The sequence below is a fragment of the Streptococcus agalactiae genome, from assembly GCF_949788565.1.
GTDB lineage: Bacteria > Bacillota > Bacilli > Lactobacillales > Streptococcaceae > Streptococcus > Streptococcus agalactiae.
The window spans coordinates 1975993-1991632 of the sequence record NZ_OX460931.1 but is presented as its reverse complement, the minus strand read 5'-3'; the positions used below and the strand labels follow the sequence as shown (position 1 = coordinate 1991632).

Genomic DNA, 15640 nt, shown 5'->3' with positions numbered 1-15640 from the left:
GGATTGAAAATAGGTAATACTTAATATTCCATTGTAAGGAGAAAGAATTGGAAGGTTTACTTATTGCATTGATTCCCATGTTTGCGTGGGGAAGTATTGGATTTGTTAGTAATAAAATTGGAGGACGTCCAAATCAACAAACATTTGGAATGACTTTAGGAGCATTGCTATTTGCGATTATCGTATGGTTATTTAAACAGCCAGAGATGACTGCCTCATTGTGGATTTTTGGTATCTTAGGTGGTATCCTATGGTCAGTCGGCCAAAATGGTCAATTCCAAGCAATGAAATATATGGGAGTCTCTGTTGCTAATCCACTGTCAAGTGGTGCACAATTAGTAGGTGGAAGCCTAGTTGGTGCTTTAGTCTTTCATGAATGGACTAAGCCAATCCAATTTATTTTAGGATTGACAGCGTTGACATTATTAGTTATCGGCTTCTATTTCTCAAGTAAACGTGATGTCTCAGAACAAGCTTTGGCAACACATCAAGAGTTTTCAAAAGGATTTGCTACAATTGCTTATTCAACTGTAGGTTACATCTCATACGCAGTTTTATTTAATAACATTATGAAGTTCGACGCTATGGCCGTTATTTTACCCATGGCTGTTGGAATGTGTCTAGGTGCAATTTGTTTCATGAAGTTTCGTGTTAACTTTGAGGCTGTTGTTGTTAAAAATATGATTACAGGTCTCATGTGGGGCGTTGGTAATGTCTTCATGTTATTGGCAGCAGCTAAAGCAGGGCTAGCAATTGCTTTTAGTTTTTCTCAACTTGGTGTAATTATCTCTATTATTGGTGGTATTTTATTTTTAGGTGAGACAAAAACGAAGAAAGAGCAGAAATGGGTTGTCATGGGTATCCTTTGTTTTGTTATGGGTGCTATATTACTTGGCATTGTTAAATCTTATTAAAAAGCAACAGATTAATCTGTTGCTTTTTTTTCATTAATACTAATAGTACCATCACTAATGTTAAAGATTTTGAGTTGATCAGGTAAAGCACTTAAATGTTCTAAACTTGTTGTAGTAATAAATGTTTGAACATTCTTTTTGATTCCCTCTAAGAGTTTTAGTTGACGATGGTTGTCAAGTTCACTCATAACGTCGTCAAGTAAGAGAATCGGATAATCGTTGGTAACGGTTTTTATTAGCTCAATTTCTGCTAATTTCAATGATAAAATAAGGCTTCTTTGTTGCCCTTGGCTACCAAAAGTAGCATTGATATCATTAATAAAGAAAGTAATATCATCACGATGAGGCCCGATGCTTGTGTTTTTCTTAAAGATGTCTCTTGAGTGGCTTTTAGATAATTGGTTTAAAAAATGTTCCCTAATACTTGACTTATCTGTAAACTCTATTGACGATTTGTAGTGAATAGATAAATGTTCTAACTCAGTACTGATAATGTAGTGATGCTTGTCCGCTTCATCATTTAGGGCTTGGATAAAATCAAAACGGTGTTCAATGACACGACTTCCATAATCAGCTAATTGTTCATCAAGGACTGATAAAAAAGTTTTGTCGACGTTATTAGTAGTTTTTAGATAAGTGTTTCTTTGTTTTAATACATGATTGTAATTTGAAAGTTCAGCTAAGTACGTTGGCTTAATTTGTCCAATATCTATATCTAAAAATTTCCGTCTTAGGCTAGGTGCACCTTTAACTAATTGAAGATCTTCAGGGGCAAAAAGTACGACAGTCATAGCCCCAATATAATCAGATAATTTTGCCTGTTTAAGATGGTTAACCTTAGTGATTCTTCCTTTTTCAGATAATTGAATATCTAAGCTAAGATGGCCGCTTTTGCGGATTACCTCACCTGTAATTTGTACATCATGGTGTTTAAAATGTACAAGTTCTTTATCAGAACGGGTACGATGACTTCGAGTCAAAGCCAAGAAGTAGATTGCTTCTAAAAAATTTGTCTTTCCTTGAGCATTGCGGCCAATGAAAATATTGAGGTTGGGTGAAAAATCTACTTGTGCTTCTTCATAATTACGATAATGTTTTAAAGAAATATTTTTTATCCACATTTTTATGTCCCTGGAAAGCGAACTGGTTTTTTGCTAGTTTTTGATTTATCTTTGTTGGTGTTTTTATTCATTTCTTTAACGATTGCTGAAACACGCTGTTTTTCAGCTATTTCTACATTACGTTCTTCAATTTCTTGATCTGATGGCTTCCTTATAATGATCTCGATATTTTGATCAGGAATAGTAATAATATCCCCCAGGCGGAGTTTCTTTCCACGCCTATTTTCAAGGTCACCGTTAAACAATACTTGATTATCCGCTAAAAATTTTTTAATGGCTCCGCCACTTTGAATGATACCAATCTCTTTTAGAAGTGATTGTAAAGTAATATATTCATCAAATAATTTATAATCCATGACTTTTTAATCTCCAATTTTAGATATCACATCATTATAGCATAAAATTATTTTTTGAGTTGAACTTATGATATGGAGACAAGATATAAAAAATGGGAGTAAATATTGGTTGACGACTTTGTCAATTTTGAAGAAGATTGAAATTTAGAATTAATCATATCTTGGATGTTTAATCTTTTTTAACGCCTTTAAAAATGATATAATCTTAGCTAACAATACAGAACACAAAGGATATTGAATGAAAATAGTTGAAGGCGTTTCTCTACATTTAATTAAAAACCAACAATTTAAGACTAATCATCTTACTTTTCGATTTTCAGGTGATTTTAATAATAAAACAGTAGCACGTAGATCGCTCGTTGCTCAAATGTTAGTTACTGCAAATGCTAAGTACCCTAAGGTACAAGAATTTCGAGAAAAGTTAGCTTCCTTATATGGTGCTAGTTTATCAACTAAGATTTCTACTAAGGGTCTTGTTCACATTGTTGATATTGATATTGTATTTGTTAAAAATACCTTTACTTTAGAACAAGAAAATATCGTTGAACAAATTATTACATTCTTGGAGGATATGCTGTTTTCTCCTTTAATTTCTTTAGAACAGTATCAAACATCTATTTTTGATACTGAGAAGAAAAACCTTATTCAATATTTAGAGGCCGATATTGAAGATAATTTTTATAGCAGTGACTTAGCACTAAAATCTTTATTCTACAATAATAAGACACTTCGTTTACCTAAGTATGGTACAGCATCTTTAGTGGAATCAGAAAATTCATTTACAGCTTATCAAGAATTTCAGAAGATGCTTAAGGAAGATCAATTAGATATTTTTGTCGTAGGAGATTTTGATGACTATCGAATGATTCAGGCATTTAATCGTATGGCATTTGAGCCACGTCACAAAGTATTAGCTTTTGATTATACGCAGACTTATGAAAATATAACGAGAAGTCAAGTAGAAGATAAGGACGTTAATCAATCTATTATGCAATTGGCTTATCATCTTCCAATAACTTATAAAGATGAAGATTATTTTGCTTTAATAGTATTTAACGGTTTATTTGGTGCTTTTGCCCATTCCTTGTTGTTTACAGAAATTCGAGAAAAGCAAGGTTTAGCCTATACTATAGGTAGTCAATTTGACAGCTTTACAGGTCTCTTTACGATATATGCAGGTATTGATAAAGAGAATCGTGAGCGTTTTTTGAAGCTTATTAATAAGCAATTCAATAATATTAAGATGGGCAGGTTCTCTTCTACATTATTGAAACAAACAAAAGATATATTGAAAATGAACTATGTTTTAGCTTCTGATAATCCTAAGGTCATAGTTGACCACATTTATCATGAACATTATTTAGATCAGTTTCATACTTCAGCACTATTCATTGACAAAGTGGACGATGTAACAAAATCAGATATTGTCAGCGTAGCAACAAAATTAAAATTACAAGCTTTTTATTTTTTGGAAGGAAACTAGGATGACAGTTAATAAAATAACTTATCAGAACCTTCAGGAGGAAGTATATAAGTTAACATTAGAGAGCGGGCTAAATGTATACCTTATTCCAAAACCATCATTTAAGGAAACTGTTGGAGTATTGACAGCAAATTTTGGATCACTCCATACAAGATATACGAGGAATGGTTGTGTAGAACATTATCCGGCAGGAATTGCTCACTTCTTAGAACATAAATTATTTGAACTGGATAAAGGACAAGACGCTGCAACTCAATTTACTAAATATGGCGCCGAGAGTAATGCCTTTACAACTTTTGATAAAACTAGTTTTTATTTTTCAACTATAAGTCACATTACAAACTGCTTAGATATACTACTTGACTTTGTATTGACAACAAACTTTACAGAAGAGTCAATTACTAAAGAAAAAGACATTATCAAACAAGAAATTGAAATGTATCAAGATGACCCTGAATATAGGCTTTATCAAGGAGTGTTATCGAACCTTTATCCCAACTCTCCATTAGCATTTGATATCGCTGGAGATTACCAATCAATCTCTCAAATAACCTTAACCGATTTACAAGAAAATCACAAAGACTTTTATCAGTTGTCTAATATGAATTTAGTTCTTGTTGGACAATTTAGTCCACAAGAAATTATAACTTACCTTCAAAAAAATTCTCATTTAACAAGTTACTCACAGAATATTGACCGAGATTCTATTAGTCTTGAACCTGTTATAAAAAACAACTCTTGCCATATGACAGTGACAAAACCTAAATTAGCTATTGGTTATCGAAAATCAAGTCATATGAGACATGGTTCTTACCTAAAAGAGAAAATCGGATTACAGCTATTTTTTGCAATGCTTTTAGGATGGACTTCTACAATTAATCAAGACTGGTACGAATCTGGTCAAATTGATGACTCTTTTGATATAGAAATTGAAGTTCATCCAGATTTTGAGTGCGTTATTATTTCTTTAGATACGACAGAGCCAATTGCTTTTTCAACTCAGTTGAGGTTATTGCTAAAAAATGCTTTGCAATCATCTGATCTTACCGAAAGCCACTTACAAAACGTTAAGAGAGAGCTCTATGGCGATTTTTTAAGGAGCTTAGATTCTATTGAAAATCTCGCAATGCAATTCGTCACCTATTTATATGATGGAAAAACGATGTATTTAGATTTGCCATCTATCGTTGAAGAATTAGACTTGGAAGATGTCATTACGATTGGTAAGGATTTCTTAGATAATGCTGACACATCTGACTTCGTTATTTTTCCAAAATCTTCGTAAATAATCTGAAATTTTGATATAATAAGGAAGCTTAGACATCTATAAAGTTGGTATGTCAAAAGTCTTTTACTAGTTTTGAAATAACATAATATAGGAATACTATGTTTCCAAAAGGAGAATTTATGGTGAAGAAAGAAAATATTCCGAATCTATTAACTGTAGTCAGAATTTTAATGATTCCGTTATTTATAGTATTAACTTCAGTAACAACAAGTACAACTTGGCATATTGTTGCAGCTATTGTATTTGCTATTGCAAGCTTGACCGATTACCTAGACGGTTATCTAGCACGTAAATGGCAATTAGTAACAAATTTTGGGAAATTTGCAGATCCATTAGCTGATAAAATGCTAGTTATGAGTGCTTTTATCATGTTAGTTGGACTAGACTTAGCACCGGCTTGGGTTTCAGCTATTATCATTTGTAGAGAGCTAGCAGTTACAGGTTTGCGTTTACTTTTAGTTGAAACAGGTGGAACAGTACTTGCTGCAGCTATGCCAGGGAAAATAAAGACGGCTACTCAAATGTTTGCAGTTATTTTTTTGTTAGTACATTGGATGACACTTGGTAACATCATGTTATACATTGCTTTATTCTTTACCTTGTATTCAGGCTACGACTATTTTAAAGGTGCAGGCTTCTTATTTAAGGATACTTTTAAATAATGACAAATATTATTACCGTTAATAATCTCTTTTTTAAATATGATAGTAATCAAACACATTATCAATTGGAGAATGTATCGTTTCATGTGAAACAAGGAGAATGGCTATCTATTATTGGTCATAATGGTTCTGGGAAATCCACTACTGTTCGTTTAATAGATGGGCTTTTAGAGGCGGAGTCAGGCCAGATTATCATTGATGGACAAGAGTTAACCGAAGATAATGTCTGGGAGTTACGTCACAAGATTGGCATGGTATTTCAAAATCCTGATAACCAATTTGTAGGGGCAACTGTTGAAGATGACGTCGCCTTTGGTTTGGAAAATAAAGGTATTCCTTTGAAAGACATGAAAGAAAGAGTGGACCAAGCACTTGATTTGGTAGGCATGTCTGAATTTAAAATGAGGGAGCCTGCACGTTTATCTGGGGGACAAAAGCAGCGTGTAGCCATTGCAGGAGCTGTAGCTATGCGTCCACAAGTTATCATCTTGGATGAGGCGACTAGTATGCTTGATCCTGAGGGACGATTGGAACTGATAAGAACGATACGAGCTATTCGTCAAAAATATAATCTTACTGTTATTTCAATTACACACGACTTAGATGAAGTTGCATTGAGTGATCGTGTCATCGTTATGAAAAATGGTAAAGTTGAGTCGACATCCACTCCAAAAGCGTTATTTGGTCGTGGAAATCGTTTGATTAGTTTAGGTTTAGATGTTCCCTTTACAAGTAGGTTAATGGCAGAACTGGCTGCTAATGGTCTTGATATAGGGACAGAGTATCTTACAGAGAAGGAATTAGAAGAACAATTATGGGAATTGAATTTAAAAATGTAAGTTATACCTATCAAGCCGGCACTCCTTTTGAAGGGCGTGCCCTTTTTGACGTCAATCTGAAAATTGAAGATGCTTCCTATACCGCGTTCATTGGGCACACAGGTTCTGGAAAATCAACTATTATGCAACTTTTGAATGGTTTACATATTCCTACAAAAGGTGAGGTAATTGTCGATGATTTTTCTATTAAAGCAGGGGACAAGAACAAAGAAATCAAATTTATAAGGCAAAAAGTTGGTTTAGTTTTTCAATTTCCAGAAAGTCAGCTTTTTGAAGAGACAGTTTTAAAAGATGTTGCTTTTGGACCACAAAATTTTGGTATTTCTCAGATTGAAGCTGAAAGGCTGGCTGAAGAAAAATTAAGGTTAGTTGGTATCAGTGAGGATTTATTCGATAAAAATCCATTTGAACTTTCTGGAGGGCAGATGAGGCGGGTTGCTATAGCTGGTATTTTAGCGATGGAACCCAAAGTACTAGTACTAGATGAGCCAACAGCTGGACTTGATCCTAAGGGAAGAAAAGAATTAATGACTCTTTTTAAAAATCTTCATAAAAAAGGAATGACTATCGTCTTAGTGACTCACTTAATGGACGATGTAGCGGATTATGCTGACTATGTGTATGTTTTAGAAGCAGGGAAAGTAACCTTATCAGGACAACCAAAGCAGATTTTTCAAGAAGTAGAACTTTTAGAAAGTAAACAATTAGGAGTTCCCAAAATCACCAAGTTTGCTCAAAGGCTATCTCATAAGGGATTAAATTTACCTAGTTTACCAATTACTATTAACGAATTTGTGGAGGCTATTAAGCATGGATAAATTGATTTTGGGACGTTACATACCAGGTAATTCTCTCATTCATAAATTAGATCCTCGAAGTAAGTTACTAGCCATGTTGCTTTTTATCATTATTGTTTTTTGGGCAAATAATGTAGTGACAAATGTGATCGTATTCATTTTTACGTTGGTTATTGTGGGTTTATCTCAGATAAAATTTTCCTATTTTTTCAATGGTATTAAACCGATGGTTGGTATTATTTTATTTACAACCCTGTTCCAGATGCTGTTTGCACAAGGCGGGCAGGTTATCTTCTCGTTTTGGATTTTTAGCATCACTAGCCTTGGGTTACAACAAGCAGCACTTATTTTTATGAGATTTGTTTTAATTATCTTCTTTTCGACATTACTTACCTTAACTACTACTCCGTTAAGTTTAGCAGATGCTGTTGAATCTTTGTTAAAACCATTGGAAGTACTGAGAGTACCAGCACACGAGATTGGTTTGATGTTATCCCTTAGCTTACGTTTCGTTCCTACTTTAATGGATGATACAACACGTATCATGAATGCTCAAAGAGCTCGTGGAGTTGATTTTGGAGAGGGAAACCTAATTCATAAGGTTAAGTCCATTATCCCTATTTTGATTCCATTATTTGCTTCTAGTTTTAAAAGAGCAGATGCGTTGGCAATTGCTATGGAAGCAAGAGGTTATCAAGGCGGAGCCAATCGTAGTAAGTACCGTTTATTGAAGTGGACTGTTCGGGATACTTTTAGTATATTACTGATGTTATTATTGGGTTTGAGTTTGTTTCTATTAAAAAATTAAAAGGTTAAGGTCAGTTTATGGTCTTAGCCTTTTCATTTATATAATGTGAAAAGCTCAACAACTTTACTTAAAGAAAACTAAAAATTGTTTTTTGGAGGCCTTTTCTTTATTAATTTACAATTTATTTGTAATAAATTTCATCTAAGGCAAAACAATTAGTAATATTTACAAGGTATGATAGTACGCGTATCAATTAATGAAAGAGAGCATATATTATGTCAATAACCTCGGTTAAAAAATCAAAACCATTTAAATTAGGAGTGGCAGGTCTTTTAGTGGGTGCTTCATTAGCTTTACCACTTTCAGTAAGCGCAGCATCTTATACCGTGAAATCAGGTGATACCTTATCAGCTATTGCTAAAAATCATAAAACTACGGTACAAGAGTTAGTGTCTCTCAATAGTATCAGTAATGCTGATGTCATCAGTATAGGTGATGTTTTAAAATTGGATAATTCTACAGCTAGTCAAGCAGAAGCAAAATCTCAACCAACAATTGAAAATTCAATGAATTCTTCATCAAATTTGAGTTCAAGTGATTCAGCCGCAAAAGAAGAAATAGCTCGTCGTGAATCAAATGGTAGTTATACTGCACAGAATGGACAATATTATGGAAGATATCAACTGTCTCAATCTTACCTAAATGGCGACTTATCTCCTGAAAATCAAGAAAAAGTAGCGGACAATTATGTGGCTTCTCGTTACGGATCTTGGTCGGCAGCGCTATCATTTTGGAATAGTAACGGTTGGTATTAATAAAAGTTGATAAAACAAAGAGATTTACTTAAAATTAAATCTCTTTGTAATATTTTTAACATCTATTCAATTGCAAGGTAACAAATAAAGTATAATATAGGTAACATGAATAAAAGAAGAAAATTATCAAAATTGAATGTAAAAAAACAACATTTAGCTTATGGAGCTATCACTTTAGTAGCCCTTTTTTCATGTATTTTGGCTGTAACGGTCATTTTTAAAAGTTCACAAGTTACCACTGAATCTTTGTCAAAAGCAGATAAAGTTCGCGTAGCCAAAAAATCAAAAATGACTAGGGCGACATCTAAATCAAAAGTAGAAGATGTAAAACAGGCTCCAAAACCTTCTCAGGCATCTAATGAAGCCCCAAAATCAAGTTCTCAATCTACAGAAGCTAATTCTCAGCAACAAGTTACTGCGAGTGAAGAGGCAGCTGTAGAACAAGCAGTTGTAACAGAAAACACCCCTGCTACCAGTCAGGCACAACAAGCTTATGCTGTTACTGAGACAACTTATAGACCTGCTCAACACCAGACAAGTGGCCAAGTATTGAGTAATGGAAATACTGCAGGGGCTATTGGCTCAGCAGCTGCAGCACAAATGGCTGCTGCAACAGGAGTCCCTCAGTCTACTTGGGAACATATTATTGCCCGTGAATCAAATGGTAATCCTAATGTTGCTAATGCCTCAGGAGCTTCAGGACTTTTCCAAACGATGCCAGGTTGGGGTTCAACAGCTACAGTTCAGGATCAAGTTAATTCAGCTATTAAAGCTTATCGTGCTCAAGGTTTATCAGCTTGGGGTTACTAGTGAATAGCTATAAATTAACTTTACACTGTTGTCAACAATAATTACAGATTGCTAAAACAAATAAATAAAAACGCTACAGCTTTACTGTAGCGTTTTTATTTATTTTCAGGGAAAGAGTAGAAAATTGATAAACTTTATTCCCCAAAAATTTCTTTACTATAACGTCTTCCTGTCGGCGTGGCAGCAAGTCCTCCTTCTGCAGTTTCACGAAAAGCAGTCGGTAAACTTGATCCAACTTGATACATTGCATCAATAACTTCATCTACTGGAATTTGCGATTCAATACCAGCCAAGGCCATATCAGCAGCAACAAGTGCAAAACTTGATCCAAGAGCATTCCGCTTCACGCAAGGGACTTCAACTAAACCTGCAACAGGGTCACAGATAAGTCCAAGCATATTTTTAATAACAAATGCTATAGCTTGGCTAGCTTGGAAAGGAGTACCTCCAGCAGCCATAACTAAAGCAGCCGCAGCCATAGCACTAGCTGACCCAACTTCAGCTTGGCAACCTCCTTCTGCACCTGAGATAGAGGCATTATTACCAATGACGAGACCAAATGCGCCGGCTGTAAATAGAAAATTAAGTTGCTCTTCTTCTGTTAAATTAAGCTTTTCAATGGCTGTAGAAATCACAGCTGGTAAACATCCTGCACTACCTGCAGTTGGTGTTGCACAGACCAGTCCCATCTTAGCATTTAACTCATTAACAGCCATAGCATTCCTAACGGCAGCTAGGATTGTGGTATCTGAAATAGTTTTTCCTGATTGTAAATATTGATCCATCTTGACAGCATCACCGCCTGTTAAACCACTGATTGATTTACTAGGGGTTAATCCATCAATAACAGAAGCTTTCATGACTTCAAGATTTCGGGACATAATATAACGAATTTCTTCACGACTTCTACCAGTCATTTCAATTTCCGTTTGGATCATGAGCTCTGCTATGTTACCCTTATGTTGGCTATTAGCTTGCTCTACCAGCTCTTCAATTGTATAAAACATAGTTACCCTTTCTCTTAATCAAAGAAGTTGACATTGTGTAAATGAGGAATAGCTTCTATCTTTTTGACAGCTTGTTGACAATCTCGTGAATCTACTTCTATAATCATGATAGCTTTTTCTCCTGCACTTTCGCGTGTTACATTCATTTGAGCAATATTAATGTTAAAGTCAGATAAAATATCAGTTACTTTAGCAATCATGCCAGGGATATCTTGGTGAACGATGATTAAAGTAGGAGTATTCATTGTTAATGAAACTGAGAACCCATTCAACTCAGTAACTTGGATGTTTCCGCCACCAATTGACACTCCTGTAATACTCATGCTCCTATCCCCATTTTTAACAGTTATTTTCGCAGTATTTGGATGTGGTGAATTACTATCTTTTAGGATATCCCAGTAAATCTTAATTCCTTTTTGATGAGCAATTTCAAGAGAGTTTTTAATATCTGGATTATCTGTATCCATTCCTAGAATCCCTGCAACCAATGCTTTATCAGTACCGTGTCCTTGGTAAGTTTTAGCAAAAGAATTGTATAAATGAAAGGTTACTTCACTAGGTTCACCAAAAATAGAATGGACAACTTTACCAATGCGGACAGCTCCTGCAGTATGACTACTTGATGGTCCAATCATAACAGGACCAATAATGTCGAAGACCGATTGAAATTTTAAATGTTTCATAGTTTTTCCTCGTGATTTTTGTACATTCTCATTATAACAGATTATTTCTAAAAAATATCATAAAAAGATAAAAAAACTGCAATGTAATAAATATTTATCATAACAAAAACATACAACTTGACAACAAATAGTGCTATAATATATAAGCACTTTTATAGTGTTTCTTAGTCAATATGATTGATCTAAGAACAACTTGGCCCTTCAAGCCTAAGTTAAAAATAAAACTTTTTGATGGGAGGAATTCTTATGACTGATAATTCAAACATTCGTGTCGTTGTAGGCATGAGTGGAGGTGTTGATTCATCAGTAACTGCCCTGCTTTTAAAAGAGCAAGGTTATGATGTTATTGGTGTTTTTATGAAAAATTGGGATGACACAGATGAATTTGGTGTTTGTACGGCTACTGAAGATTATAAAGATGTTGCTGCTGTTGCTGATCAGATCGGCATACCATACTACTCTGTCAACTTTGAAAAAGAGTATTGGGACAGGGTTTTCGAATATTTTTTAGCAGAATATCGAGCAGGTCGTACCCCAAACCCAGATGTTATGTGTAATAAGGAAATTAAATTTAAAGCATTTCTAGATTATGCGATGACATTAGGTGCTGACTATGTAGCAACAGGTCATTATGCACAAGTAACACGTGATGAAAACGGAATAGTTCATATGCTCAGAGGAGTAGATAATAATAAGGATCAAACTTATTTTCTAAGTCAATTATCTCAGGAGCAATTGCAAAAAACGTTATTTCCACTTGGTCATTTACAAAAACCAGAAGTTCGCCGTATAGCTGAAGAAGCAGGACTTGCGACCGCTAAGAAAAAAGACTCTACTGGTATTTGTTTTATTGGAGAAAAAAATTTCAAGGATTTCCTGGGTCAATATTTACCGGCTCAACCAGGTCGTATGATGACTGTTGATGGTCGTGACATGGGTGAACATGCTGGTTTAATGTATTATACTATTGGTCAAAGAGGGGGCCTTGGTATTGGTGGGCAACATGGTGGAGATAATAAACCTTGGTTTGTAGTTGGAAAGGATTTAAGTAAAAATATTCTTTATGTCGGTCAAGGTTTCTATCATGAGTCATTGATGTCAACTAGCTTGACAGCTTCTGAAATCCACTTTACACGTGATATGCCTAATGAATTTAAGCTAGAATGTACGGCTAAGTTCAGATATCGTCAACCTGACAGTAAAGTTACAGTTTACGTAAAAGGTAATCAAGCAAGGGTTGTGTTTGATGATTTACAACGAGCAATCACACCAGGTCAAGCTGTTGTTTTTTATAATGAACAAGAATGTTTAGGTGGTGGGATGATTGATCAGGCTTATCGTGATGATAAAATCTGTCAATACATTTAATTGACACTTAATTATTAAGTGAGGTAATCGTATGATTTCAAAATTTATTTTAGCTTTCATGGCTTTTTTCGCCATTATGAATCCCATTTCTAATTTGCCAGCTTTTATGGCTTTAGTAGCTGATGATGATCAGAAGATTTCACGTCGGATTGCAGCAAAAGGAGTATTACTTGCTTTTGTCATTATTGTAATCTTTGTATTAAGTGGCCACTTACTTTTTAACTTATTTGGGATTACCCTAGCCGCCCTAAAAATATCTGGTGGAATATTGGTCGGCATTATAGGTTATAAAATGATTAATGGCATACATTCACCAACCAATAAAAACCTAGAGGAACATAAGGATGATCCAATGAATGTGGCAGTTTCACCATTAGCAATGCCCCTTTTGGCAGGTCCGGGTACTATTGCAACTGCTATGGGTTTATCAAGTGGTGGTTTATCTGGCAAACTCATTACTATACTTGCTTTTGCCATACTATGTGTGATAATGTATGTTATTTTAATAAGTGCAAACGAAATTACTAAATTTCTTGGAAAAAATGCAATGACTATAATCACCAAAATGATGGGACTTATTTTGATGACTATCGGGATAGAGATGCTAATAACAGGCATAAAAATTGGTTTTCATTTAACATAGTCTGTCCCCTCTGGTTGACTTTTAAAAGATAAATGCTAAAATAAATTTAACAATAACTATGATGGTCAAAGCTCATGGAATTTGTAAGTCTTTTTGACGTACAATTTTCGAGAGTTTTGGCTATTTTTGTGTTTTAATGAATTAGACTTTGAAATTGGAAAGGAATAAAATGACACATAATTTTGCAGAAAACTATGATATTATCGTTGTTGGAGCGGGTCATGCAGGTGTGGAAGCTAGTCTAGCTGCTAGTCGTATGGGATGTAAGACACTTCTAGCTACTATCAATTTAGAAATGTTAGCATTTATGCCTTGTAATCCTTCTATAGGTGGCTCTGCTAAAGGTATCGTTGTCAGAGAGATTGACGCTTTAGGTGGTGAAATGGGTAAAAACATTGATAAAACCTATATCCAAATGAAAATGCTCAATACAGGTAAGGGGCCTGCTGTCCGTGCCTTAAGAGCACAAGCTGATAAAGCCCTCTATGCACAAACAATGAAGCAAACTGTAGAAAAGCAAGAAAACCTTACCTTAAGACAAGCTATGATTGACGAAATACTTGTTGAAGATGGAAAGGTTGTGGGGGTTCGTACAGCAACTAATCAGAAATTTTCAGCAAAATCTGTTGTTATAACAACAGGTACTGCTCTTCGAGGAGAGATTATATTAGGTGATCTTAAGTACTCCTCGGGCCCTAATAATAGTTTAGCTTCTGTGACATTGGCAGATAATTTAAGAGACCTAGGATTAGAAATTGGTCGTTTCAAAACTGGAACACCTCCTCGTGTAAAAGCCTCCTCTATTAATTATGAAAAGACAGAGATACAACCTGGGGATGAGCAACCAAATCATTTTTCATTTATGTCTAGGGATGAAGATTATATTACTGACCAGGTACCGTGCTGGTTGACCTATACGAATACTTTGAGTCATGACATCATCAATCAAAATCTACACCGTGCTCCTATGTTTTCTGGAATCGTTAAGGGAGTTGGTCCTAGATATTGTCCGTCAATTGAAGATAAAATTGTGCGTTTTGCTGATAAAGAGCGCCACCAACTCTTCTTAGAACCAGAAGGTAGACACACTGAAGAAGTTTATGTCCAAGGGCTATCAACGAGTCTTCCTGAGGATGTTCAAGTTGATTTATTACGTTCTATAAAAGGGCTTGAAAATGCTGAAATGATGCGTACAGGCTATGCTATTGAGTATGATATTGTATTGCCTCATCAATTAAGAGCAACACTCGAAACAAAAGTAATTGCTGGTTTGTTTACTGCAGGACAGACTAATGGTACTTCAGGTTATGAAGAAGCTGCTGGTCAAGGGTTGGTTGCTGGGATCAACGCTGCTCTTAAAGTTCAAGGGAAGCCAGAACTTATTTTAAAACGAAGTGATGCTTACATTGGTGTCATGATTGATGATTTAGTTACCAAAGGGACTCTAGAACCATATCGTCTGTTGACAAGTCGCGCAGAATATCGTCTGATTCTTCGTCATGATAATGCAGATATGCGTTTAACAGAAATCGGTTATGAGATTGGCCTAGTAGATGAAGAGCGTTATGCGATATTTAAAAAGCGTCAAATGCAATTTGAAAATGAATTAGAACGTTTAGACTCTATAAAGTTAAAGCCAGTTTCTGAGACAAATAAACGGATTCAAGAATTGGGCTTTAAACCTTTGACAGATGCTTTAACTGCCAAAGAATTTATGCGCCGCCCACAAATCACATATGCAGTAGCAACGGATTTTGTTGGTTGTGCTGATGAGCCATTAGACAGTAAGGTTATTGAACTTTTGGAAACTGAAATTAAATACGAAGGCTATATTAAAAAGGCTTTAGATCAAGTTGCAAAAATGAAACGAATGGAAGAAAAACGTATTCCCCCTCATATTGACTGGGACGACATTGATTCTATCGCAACAGAAGCTAGACAAAAATTCAAAAAAATTAACCCAGAAACGCTAGGTCAGGCTAGTCGTATTTCAGGAGTTAATCCAGCCGATATTAGTATTTTAATGGTTTACCTTGAAGGAAGACAAAAAGGCCGTAAAAATATCAATTGATAATAGTGTTCGCCCCTGTTTATCAGGGGCGTTTT

At 35.1% G+C, this 15640-nt stretch carries 16 protein-coding genes; 12 read left to right on the top strand and 4 right to left on the bottom strand.

The genetic code is table 11. The features are described 5' to 3' along the window. Positions 1 to 47 precede the first annotated feature (47 nt). Positions 48 to 914, top strand: coding sequence for a GRP family sugar transporter (locus tag QOR44_RS10120; protein ID WP_000398683.1), 867 nt, complete (start codon positions 48 to 50; stop codon positions 912 to 914). A gap of 11 nt (positions 915 to 925) precedes the next feature. Here QOR44_RS10120 and recF read toward each other — a convergent pair whose 3' ends face one another. Both recF and yaaA read right to left on the bottom strand, forming a co-directional pair. Further along, positions 926 to 2035: a DNA replication/repair protein RecF gene (gene recF, locus QOR44_RS10115; RefSeq protein ID WP_000264871.1), complete on the bottom strand. Its 1110-nt coding sequence runs from the start codon at positions 2033 to 2035 to the stop codon at positions 926 to 928. A 2-nt stretch (positions 2036 to 2037) separates the two neighbouring features. Next, positions 2038 to 2391 carry a S4 domain-containing protein YaaA gene (yaaA, locus tag QOR44_RS10110; protein WP_000384867.1) on the bottom strand — a complete coding sequence of 118 codons (354 nt, stop codon included), beginning with the start codon at positions 2389 to 2391 and terminating at the stop codon, positions 2038 to 2040. A 238-nt stretch (positions 2392 to 2629) separates the two neighbouring features. Here yaaA and yfmF point away from each other — a divergent pair, with 238 nt between their 5' ends. From yfmF to QOR44_RS10070, 8 genes are all read left to right on the top strand, one after another. Further along, entirely contained in the window at positions 2630 to 3874 is a 1245-nt protein-coding gene (gene yfmF, locus QOR44_RS10105; RefSeq protein WP_000706188.1) for an EF-P 5-aminopentanol modification-associated protein YfmF, read from the top strand. 1 nt (position 3875) lies between these two features. Next, the gene (gene yfmH, locus QOR44_RS10100; RefSeq protein ID WP_000217765.1) at positions 3876 to 5159 is read left to right on the top strand and encodes an EF-P 5-aminopentanol modification-associated protein YfmH; all 1284 of its coding nucleotides are present in this window, start codon (positions 3876 to 3878) and stop codon (positions 5157 to 5159) included. A gap of 122 nt (positions 5160 to 5281) precedes the next feature. Beyond that, positions 5282 to 5824: a CDP-diacylglycerol--glycerol-3-phosphate 3-phosphatidyltransferase gene (gene pgsA / locus QOR44_RS10095; protein WP_000239222.1), complete on the top strand. Its 543-nt coding sequence runs from the start codon at positions 5282 to 5284 to the stop codon at positions 5822 to 5824. Beyond that, on the top strand, positions 5824 to 6663 hold the full coding sequence (locus tag QOR44_RS10090; RefSeq protein WP_000181757.1) for an energy-coupling factor ABC transporter ATP-binding protein: 840 nt from the start codon (positions 5824 to 5826) through the stop codon (positions 6661 to 6663). Before pgsA ends, QOR44_RS10090 begins: the two co-directional genes overlap by 1 nt. After that, a complete protein-coding gene (locus tag QOR44_RS10085; protein WP_000510606.1) occupies positions 6639 to 7481 on the top strand; it encodes an energy-coupling factor transporter ATPase in 843 nt (280 codons plus the stop codon). The genes QOR44_RS10090 and QOR44_RS10085 overlap by 25 nt, the downstream gene beginning before the upstream one ends. Beyond that, positions 7474 to 8268: an energy-coupling factor transporter transmembrane component T family protein gene (locus QOR44_RS10080; RefSeq protein ID WP_000359358.1), complete on the top strand. Its 795-nt coding sequence runs from the start codon at positions 7474 to 7476 to the stop codon at positions 8266 to 8268. The genes QOR44_RS10085 and QOR44_RS10080 overlap by 8 nt, the downstream gene beginning before the upstream one ends. Before the next feature lie 215 nt (positions 8269 to 8483). Further along, entirely contained in the window at positions 8484 to 9023 is a 540-nt protein-coding gene (gene apf / locus QOR44_RS10075) for an aggregation-promoting factor (RefSeq protein WP_000029067.1), read from the top strand. A 105-nt stretch (positions 9024 to 9128) separates the two neighbouring features. Continuing rightward, positions 9129 to 9833: a transglycosylase SLT domain-containing protein gene (locus QOR44_RS10070; RefSeq protein WP_001883194.1), complete on the top strand. Its 705-nt coding sequence runs from the start codon at positions 9129 to 9131 to the stop codon at positions 9831 to 9833. Between the two features lie 134 nt (positions 9834 to 9967). Here the strand turns inward: QOR44_RS10070 and sdaAA are convergent, their stop codons facing one another. Next, positions 9968 to 10840, bottom strand: a complete 873-nt coding sequence (gene sdaAA, locus QOR44_RS10065; protein WP_000500148.1) for an L-serine ammonia-lyase, iron-sulfur-dependent, subunit alpha — start codon at positions 10838 to 10840, stop codon at positions 9968 to 9970. Between the two features lie 14 nt (positions 10841 to 10854). Next, positions 10855 to 11523 carry an L-serine ammonia-lyase, iron-sulfur-dependent subunit beta gene (sdaAB, locus tag QOR44_RS10060; RefSeq protein WP_000681579.1) on the bottom strand — a complete coding sequence of 223 codons (669 nt, stop codon included), beginning with the start codon at positions 11521 to 11523 and terminating at the stop codon, positions 10855 to 10857. Positions 11524 to 11769: 246 nt separating this feature from the next. On the opposite strand from sdaAB, the gene mnmA reads away from it, so the two are divergent. From mnmA to mnmG, 3 genes are all read left to right on the top strand, one after another. After that, positions 11770 to 12891 (top strand): tRNA 2-thiouridine(34) synthase MnmA, encoded by a 1122-nt coding sequence (gene mnmA, locus QOR44_RS10055; protein ID WP_000131749.1) that lies wholly within the window; start codon positions 11770 to 11772, stop codon positions 12889 to 12891. Between the two features lie 31 nt (positions 12892 to 12922). Next, on the top strand, positions 12923 to 13534 hold the full coding sequence (locus QOR44_RS10050) for a MarC family protein (protein WP_000623752.1): 612 nt from the start codon (positions 12923 to 12925) through the stop codon (positions 13532 to 13534). Between the two features lie 169 nt (positions 13535 to 13703). Next, entirely contained in the window at positions 13704 to 15605 is a 1902-nt protein-coding gene (gene mnmG / locus QOR44_RS10045) for a tRNA uridine-5-carboxymethylaminomethyl(34) synthesis enzyme MnmG (protein WP_000149486.1), read from the top strand. Positions 15606 to 15640: the final 35 nt, after the last annotated feature.

What these genes read in the sequence shown, in the direction of transcription:
- pgsA (WP_000239222.1), top strand. Translation starts at nt 5,282, where the DNA reads ATGGTGAAGAAAGAAAATATTCCGAATCTATTAACTGTAGTCAGAATT.
- sdaAB (WP_000681579.1), bottom strand. Translation starts at nt 11,523, where the DNA reads ATGAAACATTTAAAATTTCAATCGGTCTTCGACATTATTGGTCCTGTT.
- QOR44_RS10090 (WP_000181757.1), top strand. Translation starts at nt 5,824, where the DNA reads ATGACAAATATTATTACCGTTAATAATCTCTTTTTTAAATATGATAGT.
- QOR44_RS10085 (WP_000510606.1), top strand. Translation starts at nt 6,639, where the DNA reads ATGGGAATTGAATTTAAAAATGTAAGTTATACCTATCAAGCCGGCACT.
- apf (WP_000029067.1), top strand. Translation starts at nt 8,484, where the DNA reads ATGTCAATAACCTCGGTTAAAAAATCAAAACCATTTAAATTAGGAGTG.
- mnmG (WP_000149486.1), top strand. Translation starts at nt 13,704, where the DNA reads ATGACACATAATTTTGCAGAAAACTATGATATTATCGTTGTTGGAGCG.
- QOR44_RS10050 (WP_000623752.1), top strand. Translation starts at nt 12,923, where the DNA reads ATGATTTCAAAATTTATTTTAGCTTTCATGGCTTTTTTCGCCATTATG.
- yfmF (WP_000706188.1), top strand. Translation starts at nt 2,630, where the DNA reads ATGAAAATAGTTGAAGGCGTTTCTCTACATTTAATTAAAAACCAACAA.
- yaaA (WP_000384867.1), bottom strand. Translation starts at nt 2,391, where the DNA reads ATGGATTATAAATTATTTGATGAATATATTACTTTACAATCACTTCTA.
- yfmH (WP_000217765.1), top strand. Translation starts at nt 3,876, where the DNA reads ATGACAGTTAATAAAATAACTTATCAGAACCTTCAGGAGGAAGTATAT.
- QOR44_RS10070 (WP_001883194.1), top strand. Translation starts at nt 9,129, where the DNA reads ATGAATAAAAGAAGAAAATTATCAAAATTGAATGTAAAAAAACAACAT.
- recF (WP_000264871.1), bottom strand. Translation starts at nt 2,035, where the DNA reads ATGTGGATAAAAAATATTTCTTTAAAACATTATCGTAATTATGAAGAA.
- sdaAA (WP_000500148.1), bottom strand. Translation starts at nt 10,840, where the DNA reads ATGTTTTATACAATTGAAGAGCTGGTAGAGCAAGCTAATAGCCAACAT.
- QOR44_RS10080 (WP_000359358.1), top strand. Translation starts at nt 7,474, where the DNA reads ATGGATAAATTGATTTTGGGACGTTACATACCAGGTAATTCTCTCATT.
- mnmA (WP_000131749.1), top strand. Translation starts at nt 11,770, where the DNA reads ATGACTGATAATTCAAACATTCGTGTCGTTGTAGGCATGAGTGGAGGT.